This window comes from Sedimenticola sp. (assembly GCF_050289425.1).
Classification (GTDB): domain Bacteria; phylum Pseudomonadota; class Gammaproteobacteria; order Chromatiales; family Chromatiaceae; genus Sedimenticola.
Map to the genome: position 1 here is coordinate 189,833 of NZ_JBNKFS010000002.1, position 18,047 is coordinate 207,879.

12 protein-coding genes are annotated in these 18,047 nt (G+C 57.9%); 4 read left to right on the forward strand and 8 right to left on the reverse strand.

Annotated elements, in window-relative coordinates:
- Window positions 1-36: 36 nt before the first annotated feature.
- From ACQY5R_RS02085 to ACQY5R_RS02100, 4 genes are all read right to left on the reverse strand, one after another.
- Window positions 37-2,793, reverse strand: a complete 2,757-nt coding sequence (locus ACQY5R_RS02085) for a putative bifunctional diguanylate cyclase/phosphodiesterase (protein WP_428603891.1) — start codon at window positions 2,791-2,793, stop codon at window positions 37-39.
- Window positions 2,794-3,703: 910 nt separating this feature from the next.
- Window positions 3,704-4,648, reverse strand: a complete 945-nt coding sequence (locus ACQY5R_RS02090) for an electron transfer flavoprotein subunit alpha/FixB family protein (protein WP_428603893.1) — start codon at window positions 4,646-4,648, stop codon at window positions 3,704-3,706.
- Window positions 4,649-4,671: 23 nt separating this feature from the next.
- On the reverse strand, window positions 4,672-5,421 hold the full coding sequence (locus ACQY5R_RS02095) for an electron transfer flavoprotein subunit beta/FixA family protein (RefSeq protein WP_428603895.1): 750 nt from the start codon (window positions 5,419-5,421) through the stop codon (window positions 4,672-4,674).
- Window positions 5,422-5,522: 101 nt separating this feature from the next.
- Window positions 5,523-8,036: a GcvT family protein gene (locus tag ACQY5R_RS02100; RefSeq protein WP_428603897.1), complete on the reverse strand. Its 2,514-nt coding sequence runs from the start codon at window positions 8,034-8,036 to the stop codon at window positions 5,523-5,525.
- A gap of 309 nt (window positions 8,037-8,345) precedes the next feature.
- Here ACQY5R_RS02100 and ACQY5R_RS02105 point away from each other — a divergent pair, with 309 nt between their 5' ends.
- From ACQY5R_RS02105 to ACQY5R_RS02120, 4 genes are all read left to right on the forward strand, one after another.
- Window positions 8,346-8,897, forward strand: coding sequence for a 5-formyltetrahydrofolate cyclo-ligase (locus tag ACQY5R_RS02105; protein WP_428603899.1), 552 nt, complete (start codon window positions 8,346-8,348; stop codon window positions 8,895-8,897).
- 606 nt (window positions 8,898-9,503) lie between these two features.
- Complete coding sequence (locus ACQY5R_RS02110) at window positions 9,504-10,421, forward strand: bifunctional 5,10-methylenetetrahydrofolate dehydrogenase/5,10-methenyltetrahydrofolate cyclohydrolase (RefSeq protein WP_428603901.1); 918 nt, start codon at window positions 9,504-9,506, stop codon at window positions 10,419-10,421.
- A gap of 186 nt (window positions 10,422-10,607) precedes the next feature.
- Window positions 10,608-12,176, forward strand: a complete 1,569-nt coding sequence (locus ACQY5R_RS02115; RefSeq protein ID WP_428603903.1) for a trimethylamine methyltransferase family protein — start codon at window positions 10,608-10,610, stop codon at window positions 12,174-12,176.
- 335 nt (window positions 12,177-12,511) lie between these two features.
- Window positions 12,512-13,498, forward strand: coding sequence for a GlxA family transcriptional regulator (locus ACQY5R_RS02120; protein ID WP_428603905.1), 987 nt, complete (start codon window positions 12,512-12,514; stop codon window positions 13,496-13,498).
- A gap of 43 nt (window positions 13,499-13,541) precedes the next feature.
- Here ACQY5R_RS02120 and ACQY5R_RS02125 read toward each other — a convergent pair whose 3' ends face one another.
- The 4 genes from ACQY5R_RS02125 to ACQY5R_RS02140 are packed head-to-tail and all read right to left on the reverse strand — an operon-like array spanning window position 13,542 to window position 18,040.
- Window positions 13,542-15,617, reverse strand: coding sequence for an ASKHA domain-containing protein (locus tag ACQY5R_RS02125; RefSeq protein ID WP_428603907.1), 2,076 nt, complete (start codon window positions 15,615-15,617; stop codon window positions 13,542-13,544).
- Window positions 15,610-16,512, reverse strand: a complete 903-nt coding sequence (locus tag ACQY5R_RS02130; RefSeq protein WP_428603909.1) for a dihydropteroate synthase — start codon at window positions 16,510-16,512, stop codon at window positions 15,610-15,612. The genes ACQY5R_RS02125 and ACQY5R_RS02130 overlap by 8 nt, the downstream gene beginning before the upstream one ends.
- A 2-nt stretch (window positions 16,513-16,514) precedes the next feature.
- Window positions 16,515-17,531 carry a methylenetetrahydrofolate reductase gene (locus tag ACQY5R_RS02135; RefSeq protein ID WP_428603911.1) on the reverse strand — a complete coding sequence of 339 codons (1,017 nt, stop codon included), beginning with the start codon at window positions 17,529-17,531 and terminating at the stop codon, window positions 16,515-16,517.
- Window positions 17,528-18,040: a methylenetetrahydrofolate reductase C-terminal domain-containing protein gene (locus ACQY5R_RS02140; protein ID WP_428603912.1), complete on the reverse strand. Its 513-nt coding sequence runs from the start codon at window positions 18,038-18,040 to the stop codon at window positions 17,528-17,530. Before ACQY5R_RS02140 ends, ACQY5R_RS02135 begins: the two co-directional genes overlap by 4 nt.
- Between the last annotated feature and the right edge of the window lie 7 nt (window positions 18,041-18,047).

Below are 18,047 nucleotides of genomic sequence, written 5' to 3' on the forward strand. Positions count from 1 at the left end.
TTTGGCCTCCGTTACAATCCAAATAGACAGCTGATGTCATTTGTACACCGTCATATTAGAGGCGATCATCTCACGCGCCGCCTCGGCAGGCATGGGCCTTGCAATATAGTAGCCCTGGGCCTGGGTACAACCTTCACTGCGGAGAAACTCCAGTTGCTGCACACTCTCTACCCCTTCGGCCACGGACTCAATCCCCAGGGTCGTACAGAGGCCACACACCGCTTGCACCACCGCCTGACTGTCCTTTGAATTGAGTACATCATGGATAAAAGACTTATCGATTTTAACCCGGTCAAAGTGGAATTTTCGTATATAACCGAGGCTGGAGTAGCCGGTCCCAAAGTCATCCATTGCGATATGGACACCCATACTTCTCAAGGCGGCAAGTGTGTCAAGATTTGCCTCCGTATCTTGCATTAATATCCCCTCGGTAATCTCCAGTTCGAGACGATGGGGAGGGAGGCCTGAAACGGCAAGAGCGGCTTCAATATCGGCGATCAATGTATTGGCACGAAACTGAACCGGTGACACGTTGACCCCTACCTGTAAATTTTCCGGCCAGTGACGTGATTCCAGGCAGGCCTGCATCAATACCCAGCGGCCGATGGTGGTAATTAAACCGGTTTCCTCCGCAATGGGTATAAACTCTTCCGGCGAGATAAAACCGCGTTCACTGTGGCGCCAACGTATGAGCGCCTCGAAACCCTGGATATTTCCAGTGGAAATATCCACCTGGGGTTGATACGCCAATTCCAGATCTTCCGCTTCCATCGCCTTTCTGAGCTCCATCTCCAGAGTTCGGCGTGCCTGAACGAGGGCGCCCATCTCTGCTTCGTAGAAGCAGTAGACATTGCGCCCTTTTCCTTTGGCTCGATACAGCGCCAGATCCGCACATTTCATCAGCCGGTCTGGATCATGTCCGTCTCGGGGACTAATAGCGATTCCAATGGATATTCCGACTACGATCATATGACCGTTGATATCAAAGGGCTGACCAATCTTGTCAATGATGCGACGGGAGAGCCGGATTACCGCCTCGGTACTCGATTCACTGGTGAGTAAAATAGCAAACTCATCACCGCCTACACGGGCAACCCGGTCGGAACCTCGCAGGCAGGATTGAAGTCGTTCGGCCACTACAACCAGTAACTGATCGCCCACCTGGTGGCCCAGGGTATCGTTGACCGTTTTGAACAGGTCCAGATCCATAAACAGGAGGGCTACTTCCCGCTTCTGTGTCACATCATTTAACAGCGAGCCTATAGAATCCCGAAACAACCGGCGGTTCGGTAGTCCGGTGAGCGTATCGTGGTAAGCTAGGTGGGCTATCTGCTGCTCCTGGCGACGCCTTTCGGTGATGTCCTCATGGACCGACACCATACCTCCTTCCGGCGTGCGCGCGGTACGAACCAGTATTGTGCGCTCGTTACGGAAGTTCAATACCAGCGGCTTGTTAGAAAAGGCGGTGTAGCTCTCAGCATAATCACCTTCACCGTCATGTCGTACCTCTTGCGCACCTTTGGCGATACAGGTCTGCATAATCTGTTTTAGCGGCGTACCCTCGCATACATCTCCGGAGGTCAAGTCATACAGTGTCATAAACTTGGTATTGCTCATCAACAGTCGATTGTCTGCATCGATAAGGCATAGACCCTGCGGGATATTCTCGATGGCGGCATAAAGACGCTCGTACTGGGTTCTAATCTTAGCTTTCGATTCCGACAGCAGGCGTCGACGGGCATCCTTCAGGTCGGCCAGCAATACATTAAAGCTTCGAGCCAGCTCTCCAACCTCATCCATTCTGGCCATCAGTTGAACTGGCACCTGCTGCGACAACTCTTTACCCCGTAACTGGAGAACAAAGGCTTTCAGGCTCTCTATCGGACTTGCCAGTCCTGCAGCGAATAGCAAGCCCAATCCCAAGAGTACGACTGCCATAGCTGTGTTCACGCCGATGATGAGCCATTTGGCTTCGTCTATGGTGGTGTGGGTCTTATCCAGAGCCTGTTGGTAGCGTGTGCGAGCCTCCTTTTCCAGTCCGCCAAGCGCTGACGCCAGCGCTATATCGGCACGATTCGTCGCCATTCGAGTGATACTGCTTCCGGAGTAAAACAGACTCGTCCGTTTCCAGATATCATGTATACCAATAGGGCTCAAAATGGCATGCGTCAACTGGTCCAATTGTCGATCAATCTCAACATAAAGAAGCCCAAGATCCTTATCGGGCAAATTCGGCGCCATATTTTTAAATTCGGATGAGAGAGTCTTAAGTAGGGACTCATTCAGCTGGACAACCTGCTTATCGCCCTCGATGAGTTGGGTGGAATGTGTGTGCTTCAGTATGTTTCCGAGTTCGCTAAGTTTGGCCCTAATCAACGCCAACCGCATTAAGGCTGTGTCGTTATCCACTACGGAGGAATCAGATTTACTCAAGGCGCTCTTATCGACGGGTGGCAGAGAGCGAGTTGAAAGTTGCGAAGGTAGCCGTTCTATGAGATTGCTTAGTGCCGCGATAGCCTCTTGTGCGCGATATTGCTGCGACTGGAATTCGATCTGCAGGCTTGTCTGTGTATCACAACTGCTGAGCAGGCTTTTGAAGGCGCGCAAGAGTTCATCTTTGGCGGATCTCACCTTCACTTCGTAGGTAACGTCCATGTTGTGTAAAAAAGTTGCCAGATCTTCGATGGTCTCGATGTCTTTGTCCATCGAGCCGTTCAGCAGTATTCGGTGGGAACCGTCGGCCACTCTGCATGCCTGCAGGAGTTCACGTGCCCGGCCGGTTAGACTGTGCATGGAGTTTGAAGCGTTAATGGCCTTTGTAAGCAGGGGCAGATAGATCTGAGTGGTGTTGGCGACGGAGGTTGTTACGATGTTGCTATAACTAATTGCCACCCAAGCGCAGATACTGATTATCAGCACGGCCCCTAAGGTAGCGGAGAGTACTTTAAAACGAAGGCGTCCTGCCAACATCTGAAACCATCTGTTCAATGGAGACCCCTTAATACAGGACGATTGTTGTTCCGCTCCAAACCGCTAGCAACCCACCGAGGCGGCTATCCAGATAGGAAAGGTGTTAATGCCTTTTATAATCTTAGCACGTCGAGAACTAAGCGCCCTGCGTGGCAAGCCTCTCAGCAAGCCGGTAATAGCCATGCCCTAGTCGGCCATCCGAGGGCAACAATAATGATTATCAAAGCGACACTCCTGGCACTCCTTGCGTGCCGGGAAGAGGCATGATCCAGACACAATAGCACCCTCCGGGTTCCATTCAGCACCTCTTTACTATCTTCCAGAAAAATCGTCGATTAAATGCTGTCGCGCAGCCAAGCCCCAGGCTACATTCCGTGCCAACAATATTCAGGTAGGAAATCTTGCGTTCAATACAGGCGGGATCTACTTTTGGGCGGCATTCCAGGAATCACTCCTTGTACCGCAACCACCCGCCGTTCTGCATGCCGCGAAAGCAGACAAGCACTATCCTGCAAGAGACACAAAAAATAAGCAGCGGCGCCAAGGAGTTACTGCTTTTCTCGACCGCCGCTATCACGATAAGCGAAGATCCTCTGGCAAAGCCACAGGATCTTAATTCACACAAAAAAAGAGGGGATATCATTTACCTGTTTCGAAATCGGGAAACTCCAGTTTCAATCAACAAAAAATCCGGCACTAAGCCGGATTTTTATCTGCCCTTCAGAAATGTGGCTTACCCCAGCGCCTCTTTCATCGCCGGCAGTGCCTCAAACAGGTCACCCACCAATCCGTAGTCGGCCACCTGGAAGATCGGCGCCTCGCTGTCCTTGTTGATTGCCACGATCACCTTGCTGTCCTTCATCCCGGCCAGATGCTGGATAGCCCCGGAGATACCGACCGCGATGTACAGATCCGGCGCCACCACCTTACCGGTTTGTCCCACCTGGAAGTCGTTCGGTACATAGCCGGCATCCACCGCTGCCCGCGAAGCGCCCACGGCGGCATCGAGTTTGTCGGCTACCGCATCCAGCAGCTGGAAGTTGGCGCCATCCTGCATCCCGCGACCGCCGGAAATAACAATACGCGCCGAGGTCAGTTCGGGTCGCTCGGATTGCGACAACTGGCGATCGACAAAGCTGGAGAGACCGCACTCTTCGCCGGCATCGACCGACTCCACAGCGGCACTGCCACCCTCTTGGGCACTCGCCTCAAACTTGGTGGTGCGCACCGTAATCAGCTTACAGGTATCGGATGAACGTACCTTGGCCAGGGCATTGCCGGCGAAGATGGGACGGATAAAGGTCTCCGCATCCACTACCGCGCTAATATCGGAGATCTGGGACACATCCAGTAACGCTGCCGCCCGCGGCAGGAAATTTTTGCCGAAGGTGGTGGCAGGCGCCAGTACGTGGCTGTACTCGCCGGCCAGCGCCACCACCTGGGCGGCCAGATTCTCCGCCAGATGGTGAGCCTGGGTCTCGCTATCCACCAGTCGAATCCGGGCGATACCGGGAATCTGTGCGGCGGCCTGGGCCACTCCGTCACACCCCTGACCGGCCACCAGGATATCCACGACACCGTCGGTATATTCGGCGATCTGCTGTGCGGCGGTCACGGCGTTCAGGGTAGCCGGCGCCAGGGTCTGATTGTCATGCTCGGCAATAATTAAAACACTCATCGCTTATTCCTCGTCACACCGGATCAGATGACCCGCGCCTCATTTCTCAGTTTGTCCACCAGCTGCTCCACGCTGTCCACCAGCACACCGGCCGAGCGGGCCTCCGGCTCCATCACTTCCAGGGTGACAAGGCGTGGCGCCACGTCGAGACCCAACTCATCCAGGACAATCTTCTGCAACGGCTTCTTTTTTGCCTTCATCACATTGGGCAGGGTGGCGTAACGTGGCTCGTTGAGCCGCAGATCCACCGTCACCACCGCCGGCATGCGCACGCTGATGCGGTCCAGACCACCATCGATTTCACGCAGCGTCGTGGCGGTCTCACCCTCCAGCTTCAGTTTTGAAGTAAAGGTGCTCTGTGCCCAGCCCAGCAGTGCCGCCAGCATCTGGCCGGTCTGGTTGCAGTCGTCATCGATCGCCTGCTTGCCCACCAACACCAGGCCAGGCTGCTCCTGGGCCACCAGATGCTGAAACACCTTGGCCACGGCGAGCGGTTCCAACACCTGCTCGGTGACGACATGGATGGCCCGGTCCGCCCCCATGGCCAGCGACTGACGCAGCGTCTCCTGTGCCTTTTCCGGCCCGATAGAGAGGGTCACAATCTCTTCCACCTGGCCCGCCTCTTTGAGTCGAATCGCCTCTTCCACGGCGTTTTCATCGAACGGGTTCATCGACATCTTGGCGTTGGTCAAATCGACAGCCGAGCCGTCTGCCTTGACCCGGGCCTTTACCTGCGGGTCCAGTACCCGCTTCACTCCAACTAGCACTTTCATCACGCTATGCTCCACTGGCCGGTGCCATCTAGACGCCGGATATGATCACAATGACTGGGGTTAGGCTGCCCCGGAACAGTCACGCTGTCCCGGGGATCAGTTCATGCACGCAGGCACTTGTTCTCGGGATCGAACGGCGACTCCTCGATCACCGTGGCGTTGTACAACTCGCCCAGGATCTCGATCTGCAACTCGGTACCGATCTCCGCCAGCGCCGGTTGCACCAGCCCCAGGGCCAAAGACTTACCTACACGCCAGCCGTAACCGCCGGAGGTGGCACGCCCTACCACTTCACCATCTTTGTAGATGGCCTCGGAACCGCGCGCATCCGCATCGGTCACACCGCGCACTTCCAGGGTGACAAAGGCGTTCTTGAAGCCACGCTCCTGCCAATCCGCCAGCGCCTGCTTGCCGATAAAGTCGCACTCCTTGTCCAGGCGCACGAAGCGGTCCAGACCCGACTCCAGGGCCGAGTATTCAATCGACATCTCGCGCGGAATCAGGCGATAGGATTTCTCAATACGCATGGAGTCCATGGCGCGAATACCGAACGGCTTGATATCAAACTCAGCGCCGGCCGCCATCAGCTGATCAAAGATGTAGTTCTGCATCTCGATCGGATGGTGCAGCTCCCAGCCCAACTCGCCGACAAAGTTGACCCGCAACGCATGGGCCTGGGCATAGCCGACATTGATGAACTGACCGGTCAACCAGGGAAACGCCTTATTGGAGAGGTCGGTATCGGTCAGCTTCTGCAGTACCTCGCGGGAACGCGGTCCGGCCAGTACCAGCACACCCTGCTGGGTGGTGATCGGTTGCAGGTTGACACTGCCGTCGTTCGGCTTCAGCTTTTTCAGGTAGTCGTGATCATGGTTCTCAAACGCGCCGGCAGAAACCAGATAGTAGTGCTGCGGACCGGTCTTGTAGACGGTGAACTCGGCGCGTACGCCGCCGTTCATGGACAGCATGTGACACAGACCGATACGCCCGATGCTTTTCGGGATGCGGTTGGCAAACAGGGATTCCAGCCACGCCTCGGCACCGGGACCGGATACCAGGCACTTGGCGAAGGCGGACATATCCAATAAGCCCACCTTGCTGCTGACGTGCTGGCACTCCTGACCCACAAACTCAAAGTAGTTGGAACGGCGGAAGGAGTTTTTCTCCACCACACGGCCATCCTCCAGAGGCTTGGAGTGGTTGTCGTTCAGCAGCACATCGGCCTTGGCCAGATCGTCCTCGCTCAACTGATACCCCTTGGGTGCAAACCAGTTGGGACGTTCCCAGCCGTAGACGCTGCCGAATACCGCGCCGAGCGCCTTCATGCGATCGTAACAGGGACTGGTCTTCAGCGGACGTGCCGCCGACCGCTCCTCGTCCGGATAATGCGTAGTGAAGACGTTGGAGTAAGCCTCTTCGTTCTTGTTGCGCAGGTAACCCCGCGAAGCGTAGGGACCGAAACGACGCGGATCCACACCCATCATGTCCACGGTCGGTTCACCGTCCACGATCCACTCCGCAAGCTGCCAACCGGCACCGCCGGCGGCGGTGATACCGAAGCTGTGGCCTTCATTGAGCCAGAAGTTTTTCAAACCCGGTGCCGGGCCGACGATCGGATTGCCGTCCGGGGTGTAGGCGATGGCGCCGTTGTAGACGGTCTTTACCCCCACCTCACCAAACGCCGGCACCCGGTACATACAGGCCTCCACGTGCGGCATCAAGCGGTCCAGGTCCTCGTTGAACAGCTCGTATTCACAGTCGTCCGCGGGACCGTCCACGTAACAGCAGGGGGCACCCTTCTCATAGGGACCCAACAGCAGACCGCCGCCCTCTTCCCGCAGGTAGTAACCGGCGTCCGACTCACGCAGCACGCCCATCTCCGGCAGGCCCTGCTGATGGCGCGCCTGGATCTCCGGGTGGGGCTCGGTGACGATAAACTGATGCTCCACCGGGATCACCGGGATATCCAGACCCACCATTTGGCCGGTCTTGCGCGCAAAACTGCCGGTGCAGGAGACCACGTGCTCACAATCGATGTCACCCTTGTCGGTCTTCACCAGCCAACGTCCGTCGGCCTGCTGCTCGATGCCGGTGACCGTGGTGTAGCGATAGATTTCGGCCCCTCGCTCACGCGCACCCTTGGCCAGTGCCTGGGTCAAGTCCGCCGGCTGGATATAGCCGTCCTCCGGATGTTGAATGGCGCCCACCAGACCTTCGGTGTTGCACAGCGGCCAGATCTCCTTGACCTCTTCAGGGGTGAGAAACTTCACATCCACACCCACGGTCTTGGCTACACCGGAGTAGTATTTGTACTCATCCATGCGGTAGTCGCAGTTGGCGAGACGGATATTGCTGACCTGGCTGAAGCCCACACTCTGCCCGGTCTCCTGCTCCAGCTCCTGGTAAAAATCGACCGAATACTGGTGCAACTTGCCGACCGAGTAGCTCATATTGAACAGAGGCAGCAGACCCGCCGCGTGCCATGTTGAGCCTGAGGTAAGCTCCTTACGCTCGATCATCACCACATCGGACCAACCCTTCTTGGCCAGATGGTAGAGCGTGCCGGCGCCGACAACGCCACCACCTATCACTACAACACGTGCGCTAGATTTCATTGTATTCTTTGCTCCCAGTGTCCTGCTGTGCGAATTGAACCCGCCCACGGGCCACAATAAGCCCAGCGCAACGGCGGTATTTCCAAAGCAGTTTAGCCAGCGCCCAAGCGCTCCGACTGCCTCGTTTGCGACTGTTAGGTATCAATTTGCGCCACCCACTCCGGGGCCGCGGGGAGCAGACAGAACCGGGGCTCGGGAGATGCCGTAATCGCGTATCGTCAGGTCGCAAACAAGCAATGCCGGCGATCGCTATCCAGATAGGATCCTGTGCAACCATCAAAGCACCGACGCAAAATCAGAGAGCAAAACATGAAAAAAAGCCTGCGGCAGGAGATCTTCAGACAGCGCAAGGCGCTCGACGCACCGACCTATCAGGCGCGCAGCCGGGCGGTCAAGCAGCGCCTGTTGGACGGCGGTTTCCTGGACGGCGTCAAAAGCGTACACCTCTACTACGCCATCAATAACGAAGTGAACACGCTCGAACTGATCGAGGAGCTGTGGCAACGCGATATCGAGGTGGTGATGCCGCGCACCGATCTGAAAAATAACAAGCTCGACAACTACCCGATCACCAGCTTCGACCAGTTGGAGGAGCGGACCGCCTTCAAACTGCTGGAACCGAAACCGTCGTTGCCACTCCGCGAGGAGGATTGCGACCTGATTCTGGTGCCCGGCCTGGTGTTCGATCACGACTTGAACCGTATCGGTTACGGGGGCGGTTTTTATGACCGTTTCCTGGCCCGGAGCCGCGGACGCAAAGTAGCCATTGCCTATGACTTCCAGGTGAGGGAATCGATCCCCAGCGAACCGCACGACATCCGGATGGACCAGATCGTCACCGACGCGCGCATCTACGCCTAATCAACGGGGCGGTCACCGTGCCGCGACCGCCGCCCGAGATCGCAGATGGAACGATCCCGAATTCGTAAAAATCTATAGCTCTTCAGCGGAATTCATAGGCGTAAAAAGACAAATATCCTCTCGCCAAGCACACCAAGCTATCTAACAGATCGCGGAGGGGCGCGGCACACAAGGAACAACCAATACCACGGGGCAGGATGTCTGGAGTGGCGGTTAAGGGGAGGTAAGGCTGCCTGCGGGAGACTCGCCTTCTGGCCGATTCTTTACCCTGTCATCCTTGGCGCTCTTTGCGTCTTGCCGAGAGAACAGAATAGTGGCCTTCGTATTCCCAGCCCACGTGTTCTTCCAAAATATCATGTGGTTGGCGATAACGGCAGGCAAATGAACAGCCATGGATTTGTCTGTGGATCCAAAAGTATTGGTCGCCGTGTCCGGTTAAGTTGTCCCTGAGCGCCCCACCCTTCACCAGAAACGAATCCCTGTACCAATAGCGACAAGCGTCACTTGGTCGAAGAAAGATGTCGTTGTGAGCACAGGGACGACGAAGCGGGTTGGGTACTATCCCCTCCTGCTTACCGGGAATAACCAACTAGTGAGGATACCTTCGTGCAAGTAGCCGCCACGCATGAACACAAAGATCTGAACGGAAGAGCCGTCGCCGACGAGATCCTGGCCGATGTACGCGACCAGTTGGAGTCGCTCAAATCGCACGGTTGGAAACCGAAGCTGATCTCGATCACCGTTGGCGACACCAGCGCCGTTGAAGTCTATGTGCGCAATCAGAAGCGCACCGCCGAACGCGCCGGCATCGCTTTTGAAGAGCGCAACTTTTCTGCCGAAGTCTCCGACACCGAGTTGCACGCCGGGCTGGCGGCCATGAATGCAGACCCCAGTGTCACCGGTATCATCATCCAGCGTCCGGTACCCAACCATCTGGCGATCAAAAAGCTGCAATCCGCGATTCACCCGCTGAAGGATGTGGAGGGCATGCATCCGACCTCCATCGGCAACATCGTCTACAACCAGCTCGATCTGGCGCCTTGCACCGCCGCCGCCTCGGTGGAGCTGCTGAAACGCACCGGCCTCAAACTGCAAGGGCTGGAGGTGACCCTGGTGGGCCATTCCGAGATCGTCGGTAAGCCGATCGCCTTCCTGCTGATGTCAGAGGGCTGCACGGTCACCGTGTGTCACCACATGACCCGTAACCTCGCAGTGCACTCCCGGCAGGCGGATGCGGTATTTGTCGCGGTTGGCAAACCAGGGTTGATCACCGGCGACATGATCAAACCCGGGGCGGCGGTGATCGACATCGGTATCAATCAGATCCAGACCGAAAGTGGCGAAACCTGCATCGTGGGCGATGTGGATTACGACTCCTGCCGCCCGATCGCCGGCTGGATCACACCCGTTCCGGGTGGCGTCGGCCCGGTAACGGTGGCGACCCTGATGCGCAATACCCTGGTCGCGGCCCGTCGCCAACGCCAGCACTACGAAGCGGAATTCGGCAAACCGATGGCGGTGTGACCCGACGCGGTTTGCGGCCGGCTGTCGACACTTGACGCAGGCAAACAGATGCAGGTCGCTCACGAGTCAGACCGCGCTCGCCGGTGGGCGCACCATTAGCCCCATGAACGACCGTCAGTGCCGTCTAAGGCATTGTTTATAAACCCACAAATGGACCGGTTTTCGGACCACAACGGAGTCGACAGCATGAGCCAACCTGATGCATCCGCACCCACCCGGCGCAGCCGCCGCGGCGGCAGTGCCGCGCGCCGCGCCGCCGCAGAGACCAGCGCCCCGATCGTGCCCTATATCACGCGTAACATCCCCTATTACGAGGTGCTGGATGAAGAGGGGCTGAGCCTGATCGAGTCCAACGCCGACACCCTGCTGGAGGAGATCGGTATCGAGTTCCGCGATGACCCGGAGGCGCTGCAGATCTGGAAGGATGCCGGTGCCGAAGTGGATGGCGAACGGGTGAGATTTCCGCGTGGAATGTGCCGTCAAATCATCCAGACCTCGGCACCCCGGGAATATACGCACCACGCGCGCAATCCCGAACGCAGCGTGCGCATCGGCGGTAAGCACACCGCTTTCGCCCCCGGCTACGGCTCCCCCTTCGTCTACGATCAGGATCAGGGTCGTCGCTATGCCACACTGCAGGACTTCGAGAATCTGATCAAGCTGACCTATCTGTCACCCAGTCTGCATATCTCCGGCGGGACCATTTGCGAGCCGGTGGATCTGCCGGTAAACAAGCGCCACTTCGACATGATCTACAGCCACATCAAGTATTCCGACAAATGCTTTATGGGCTCGGTCACTGCACCGGAGCGGGCCGAGGATACCATTGAGATGGTAAAGATCCTGTTCGGCGATGACTACATCGACCCGGAGAGCGGCCGCCCGAAAACCGTCACCACCAGCCTGATCAACGCCAACTCACCGATGACCTTTGACGCCACCATGCTGGGTGCAGCCAAGGTCTATGCACGCAACAACCAGGCCTGCATCATCACCCCGTTTATCCTTGCCGGAGCCATGTCGCCGGTGACCGTCGCCGGCACCGCGGCTCAGACGCTAGCCGAAGCCTTGGCGGGGATGGCCTTTGTTCAGTTGGTCAATCCCGGCGCGCCGGTAGTACTGGGCAGCTTCGCCAGCTCCATCTCCATGCAGTCTGGAGCGCCCACCTTCGGCACTCCGGAGCCGGCCCTGGTGCTCTATATCATGGCCGCCCTGGCACGACGCCTGGGTGTACCTTTCCGTTCCGGCGGCAGCCTTAGCGCCTCCAAACTCGCGGATGCCCAAGCGGCTTACGAATCGGTCAACACCCTGCTGCCAACCGCGCTCGCCGGGGTCAACTTTGTGCTGCACACCACCGGCTGGCTAGAGGGCGGACTGACCATGGGTTACGAGAAGTTCGTCATGGATGCGGACCAGGCGGGCATGATGGAGGTCATGCTGAAAGGCGTCGACCTGAGTGAAAACGGTCAAGCGCTTGACGCCATCCGTGAGGTGGGACCGGGCAACCACTTCCTGGGCTGCAGCCATACCCAAGCCAACTTCAAGACCGCCTTCTACCGCTCACCGTTGGCTGATAACAACAGTTTTGAGCAGTGGGTATCCGAGGGTGGCAAGGATCAGGTGCAACGCGCCAATCAACGCTGGAAGCAGATGCTGGCCGATTACCAGACGCCGGCACTGGACCCGGCAGTCGACGAGGCACTCTGTGATTACATAGCGCGACGTAAAGAATCGTTTCCTGATTCCAACGTGTAACAGCCTGTAGCCCTCTCGTCCCCCCGGACAATATGGGCTTACTTCACTCGCCGCAAGGGCTTTAGAGCCTTTGCGGCGTTGTCATTTGTGGTCAAAAATTAACGGCACTATCAGCCCAGGTTGCACCGCTGCGCCCGTTTTTTCTGCGCATAAAAATCCCTCCTCCTCAGCCTGTCAGGCATCACTTTGTCGGCGGCATCAGCGACTCGAGCAAAACGCCATAAAAATCTGGTAAATCATTAAAAAAACTGCAAATTTTATGCATTTTTTACTATACGTTTTCGTCTATTTTCTGTAATAATTCTATACGCATGTTAACTACAGGGTTATGCCCAATGACCGCCCCAATCAAACCAGACAATCCGTTGCGGCTCGGTTTTTTGGTCGTCCCAAACTACTCCATGATCGCCTTCACATCGGCTATCGAGCCGCTGCGTATGGCCAATCAATTGTCCCAGCAAAAACTCTACGAGTGGCTCACGGTAACGCTGGACGGCGAACCGGTGCAGGCCAGTAACGGGATAATGATTCAGCCCGACTACGCAGCGGCTGATCTGCCGAAACTGGATATGCTGTTTGTCTGTTCCGGCATCAACGTGGCGGACAACTATTCCAAACCCCTGGCCAGTTTCCTGAATAAGTTATCGCGGCAACACGTGGACCTGGGGGCACTTTGCACCGGTACCTATCTGCTGGCTAAGTCGGGGTTGATGGAGAACTACCGTGCCACCATTCACTGGGAAAACCTGGCCAGTACGCGTGACGAGTTTCCGCGCCTGCAGCTGACCGACGAACTCTATGAGATCGACCGGGATCGCTACACCTGTGCCGGTGGCACCGCACCCATGGACATGATGCTGCAACTGATCAATGAGACCTGCGGCAGTACCCTCTCCTCCAATATCTCGGAGCAGTTCATGCTCAGCCGGGTACGTGACAAGCACGACCGACAGCGCACACCACTGCACCTGAAGCTGGGTACCAGCCAGCCTAAACTGACCGAGGCGGTCTCGCTGATGGAGGCGAATGTCGAAGAGCCGATTACCCTGGACGAACTCTCCTCGCTGGTCGGCGTCTCACGCCGCCAACTGGAGCGGCTGTTCCAGAAGTATCTCAACTGCGTGCCCACCCGATACTACATGGACCTGCGACTCAGGCAGGCCCGTCTGATGCTACTGCAGACCGACAAACCGATCGTGGATGTAGCGATGGCCTGCGGTTTCGTATCCGCCCCCCACTTCAGCAAATGCTACCGGGATTATTTCGGCATCCCACCGCGCGAAGAGCGCCGCCGGCACAAAGTAGAAAACCCGCGCCCATGAGGCAGCGGGTTTTCTACCAGCCGTCAAGCCATATCGTCGTCACTCAGTGGTAATTGATCGTCTGCTGACGCCGCCGACGCTCCCGCCCGCGTTGTTCACGCCTGTCATTGCGACCGCTGGCTTGAACCTTCTTCTCAGGCAGGGCCACTACCTGTTGCAGTTGAACGAACTGATCCCGACTATGGGGCAATCCCATGGCCGAGACGAAGTGTTCCTGGAAGCGGGGCTCCATGGCGGTCTCCACCTTCTCCACCGCCCGCAGCACCTGCTCGATACGCATACGGGAGTCCCGGTTGAGCAGGGCGATACGTGCACCGGTGCCGGCGGCATTACCCACCGAACCCACCTGGGTCAGCTCGCAGTCCGGGATCAGGCCCAGGATCATGGCGTACTTCACATCGATATGCGAACCGAAGGCACCGGCCAGGCCGATCCGCTCCACCCGCTCAACGCCCATGCGGTCCATCAGCAACCTGATCCCGGCATACAAAGCCGCTTTCGCCAGCTGAATGGCACGGACATCATTCTGAGTCAGACGTAGACGTTTACTACCGTGGTGCAGGTCATAGGCAAAGGTGCGACCATCCTGCACCACCCGTTCACTCTTCTGTGCCATCGCCGGATCTATCACGCCGTCGGCGTCGATCACACCAGCCAGGAACAGTTCGGCGATCAGCTCAATAATCCCCGAACCGCAGACTCCGCTGACACTGATATTGGCCGTCGCCGCCTCGAATCCGGGCTCATCCGACCACAGTTCGCAACCAATCACCTTAAAACGGGGTTCCAGCGTTTCCCGGTCGATGCGTACCCGTTCCACCGCGCCGGTGGCTGCACGCTGTCCGCAACTGATCTGTGCCCCCTCAAACGCCGGCCCCGTGGGACTGGAGGCAGCCATCAGGCGGTGACGATTTCCCAGCACGATCTCCGCATTGGTACCCACATCCACCAACAGGGTCATCTCTTCCGCCAGATCCGGTCTCTCAGCCAGGATCACCCCGGCAGTATCCGCACCGATATGTCCGGCCAAACAGGGCAATACGAACAGACGCGCTGCGGGGTGCAGATTCAGCTCCAGCTGATCCGCGTGCAACGCCAGCGCCTGATCCACCGCTAGATTAAACGGCGCCGAACCCAGCGGGGTGGGGTCGATGCCCAGTAACAGATGATGCATGATGGGATTGCACACCACGCTCAACTCCAGGATATCCACCACCTGAATGCCGGCCTGCGACGCCGCCTGCCGCGCCAACTCGTTGAATGCCTGCCGCACCTGCCGGGTCATCTCTCGCGCGCCGCCTTCGTTCATCATCACGTAGGAGACCCGGCTCATCAGGTCTTCACCGAAGCGGATCTGCGGATTCATCATGGAAGCGGTAGCCACCACCTGGCCGTTGTGCAGATCACACAGATGGGCGGCAATGGTGGTGGAACCCAGATCCACGGCCAGACCGTAGGCATCACTCTTCTGCCCCGGCCAGACGGCGATCATTCGCGGCTGCCCCTGCATCGGATAGTAGATGGCCACCGTTACCTGCACCATCGATGATGAACCGTCAGCCCGCTTGTCCTGAACCACGTTCAATACCGATTGCAGCGTCTCCAGCAGACTGAAGTCAAACGCCAGATCGGAAAAATGGTAATCCACCGCCAGCGCCTGCTGCAGGCGGGTGATATCGGAGGCCGGCTCCCGAAGATCCGGCAGCGCCACCCAGGTGCTATAAAGCTTGACCGCCGGGTCGTGATTGATGTGGCAATCGGCCGCCTGCTTGACCACGTGCTGCTGATGGGTCTGGCTGTCGGAGGGGATATCGATCACCAGGTCACCGCGTATCTGCGCGCAACATCCCAGTCTCAGTCCCGCTTCCAGTACCTCCTCATATTCGAACATCTCCGTCTCCGAGGGCGGTGAGAGATGCGCTTCACGTGACTCGATACCGTGTTTGGAAAAGGCGCCGACGGCGTGCGTAATCCGGCAGGTCCCGCACACCCCGTGACCGCCGCAGACTGTCTCCAGATCCACTCCCAGTTGCTGCGCTGCCTGCAGCACCGTGGTGCCCACGGGGAATTCACCCCGCAGGCCGGAGGGGGTAAAGACGACGATGGCTTTCTCAGGCACGACGGCGACGACTCGGCCGGCGGCCACGCCCGGCGGTATCACCCTCAGCGGCTGGCTCGCGGAAACGCTTGATCCAATTCATGCAGTCCGGATCACGTCCCATCATCACATCCGCACCCAGGGTGGCGTTGATCACCTCCTTATGCATTGGATTGGCGATCGCCGAAGTCATGCCGGCATGGATCGCCATGCTGAGAAATGCGCCGTTGACGCCGTCACGATTGGGCAAACCGAAGCTGATATTGGAGGCACCGCAGGTGGTGTTCACCTTCAGTTCGGTGCGCAGGCGGTGAATCAGCTGCAGTGCCTGCTTGCCGGCGGTGTTCACAGCACCCACCGGCATCACCAGCGGATCCACCACCACATCGCAGGCGGGGATGCCGTAATCGGCCGCACGCTCAACAATCTTCTTCGCCACGTCAAAACGCACATTCGGATCCTGCGAAATGCCGGTCTCGTCGTTGGAGATCGCCACTACGGCGGCGCCATACTTTTTGACCAGCGGCAACACCTGCTCCATCTGCTCATCTTCACCGGTTACCGAATTGACCAGCGCCTTACCCTGGTACACTTCCAGCCCGGCCTGCAGCGCAGCGATGATCGACGAGTCAATGCACAGCGGGGTATCGGTGATCGACTGTACCAGTTGGATCACCTCGGCGAGGATCCTCGGCTCATCGGCCAGCGGGATGCCGGCATTCACATCCAGCATGTGGGCTCCGGCCTCAATCTGCGCACGCGCATCGGCTTCCACTCGGCTGTAGTCCCCCTCCTTCATCTCCGCCGCCAGGATCTTACGCCCGGTTGGATTGATACGTTCTCCGATGATGACAAATGGGCGCTCGAACCCCAGCACCACCTCTTTGGTGGCCGAGCTGACGATAGTATCGGTCATTGTTATGCACTCTCCTTCTGTAATTCATGGCCACGTCCCGGGTACCAGGGCTGACGCCCCTGCAGCACGCCGGAGCGATCGATAATCTCGGCCACCGTCTCTTCTTGACGGTAGGCCATCACATGGACACCACTGACGCCTTCGATCTCCCGCAGTTCCTGAATCAACTCGATGCACAACTGCTTGCCTTCCTGTTTCTGCTTCTCGGCACCGGCCAGCCGTTTGATCACCTCATCCGGGATGTGAATCCCCGGAACGTTGGTGCGAATCCACTCCGCCGCCCTGGCCGAAGCCAGCGGCCCAACCCCGGGCAAGATGTAACAGCGTTCCAGGACGCCCATATCGCGCAGCTGCGCCATAAAGGTCTTGAAACGCGGGATGTCGTAGCAGTACTGGGTCTGGATAAACTGCGCGCCGGCATTCACCTTCTTGGCCACCCGCAGCGCACGAAAATCATACGGCGGAGCAAACGGGTTCTCCGCGGCGCCAAGGAATACCCGCGGCGGTGCGGTGATCGTACGACCGCTAAGGAATTGGCACTCGTCGCGCATCCCACGCACGGTCTCCAGCAGCGACATACTGTCCAGGTCGAACACCGGCTTGGCATCCGGATGATCCCCCGACTGCACCCCATCGCCACTGAGGCACAGGACATTGGAGACCCCCATCGCGGCGGCACCCAGCACATCGCCCTGAATGGCGATACGGTTTTTGTCGCGACAGGAGATCTGCATTACCGGCGAGTAGCCGACGCGGGTAAGCAGGGCGCACATGGCGACGCTCGACATGTGGCAGTTGGCGCCGGAACCGTCGGTGGCGTTCATGCCGTCAACATAGCCGTCGAATATCCGCGCGCGCGCGTACACCTCTTCCGGATCGGCCGAGTCAGGCGGTGCCAATTCGGAAGTGACGGTAAAGTACCCGGCACGCAGTACCCGTTCCAGACGACCCGGCGATATGTGACCGGGCAGAATCGGCAGCGGGTGCCACGGATCAAGTGGTTCATCTTCAAAAATCACTGTGCATTCTCCGCGGCCTGTTTCGCCTCGACAGATTGTGGCTTGAGTTTCGAGGCTTCACGACTTTTCACAATGCCACGCACCACACGCAACCAGGATGAACTACCCTGATAGCTGAAATTGACTGGCTTCTGTACGGTGAGGATGGCATCCCCGTTGCGCATTTGCCGGCTGCCGTTCCAAGCCTCCACCCACACGCAGCGGCGCTGCGGATAGATTTCGCAATTGCCGTTGCCGCGTACACCACCACAGGGGCCGTTGCGCAGGTTCTTGGGGCAATTCATGGTGCAGGACATACCGGTGGAACTGAGCTTGCATTGACCGCACATCTGGCAGTCGAACAATAGTCCCTTACACAGCGCCTCAATCTTGCCAACCGGTTTCTCCACCCGCTCGTAACCCAGATTCCTCCACAACGGATGCAGTTGGGTGATCATCGGTTCAAAGACGTTGTAGATAATCTCGAACAGTCGCGCGTGGCGCGTGGTCCAGAGTCGAACGGAATACACGGATACC

Excerpts from the sequence above, each read along its gene's own strand:
- ACQY5R_RS02095 (WP_428603895.1), bottom strand. The coding sequence starts at position 5,421 with ATGAAAGTGCTAGTTGGAGTGAAGCGGGTACTGGACCCGCAGGTAAAG.
- ACQY5R_RS02130 (WP_428603909.1), bottom strand. The coding sequence starts at position 16,512 with ATGACCGATACTATCGTCAGCTCGGCCACCAAAGAGGTGGTGCTGGGG.
- ACQY5R_RS02105 (WP_428603899.1), top strand. The coding sequence starts at position 8,346 with ATGAAAAAAAGCCTGCGGCAGGAGATCTTCAGACAGCGCAAGGCGCTC.
- ACQY5R_RS02115 (WP_428603903.1), top strand. The coding sequence starts at position 10,608 with ATGAGCCAACCTGATGCATCCGCACCCACCCGGCGCAGCCGCCGCGGC.
- ACQY5R_RS02120 (WP_428603905.1), top strand. The coding sequence starts at position 12,512 with ATGACCGCCCCAATCAAACCAGACAATCCGTTGCGGCTCGGTTTTTTG.
- ACQY5R_RS02100 (WP_428603897.1), bottom strand. The coding sequence starts at position 8,036 with ATGAAATCTAGCGCACGTGTTGTAGTGATAGGTGGTGGCGTTGTCGGC.
- ACQY5R_RS02085 (WP_428603891.1), bottom strand. The coding sequence starts at position 2,793 with ATGCACAGTCTAACCGGCCGGGCACGTGAACTCCTGCAGGCATGCAGA.
- ACQY5R_RS02090 (WP_428603893.1), bottom strand. The coding sequence starts at position 4,648 with ATGAGTGTTTTAATTATTGCCGAGCATGACAATCAGACCCTGGCGCCG.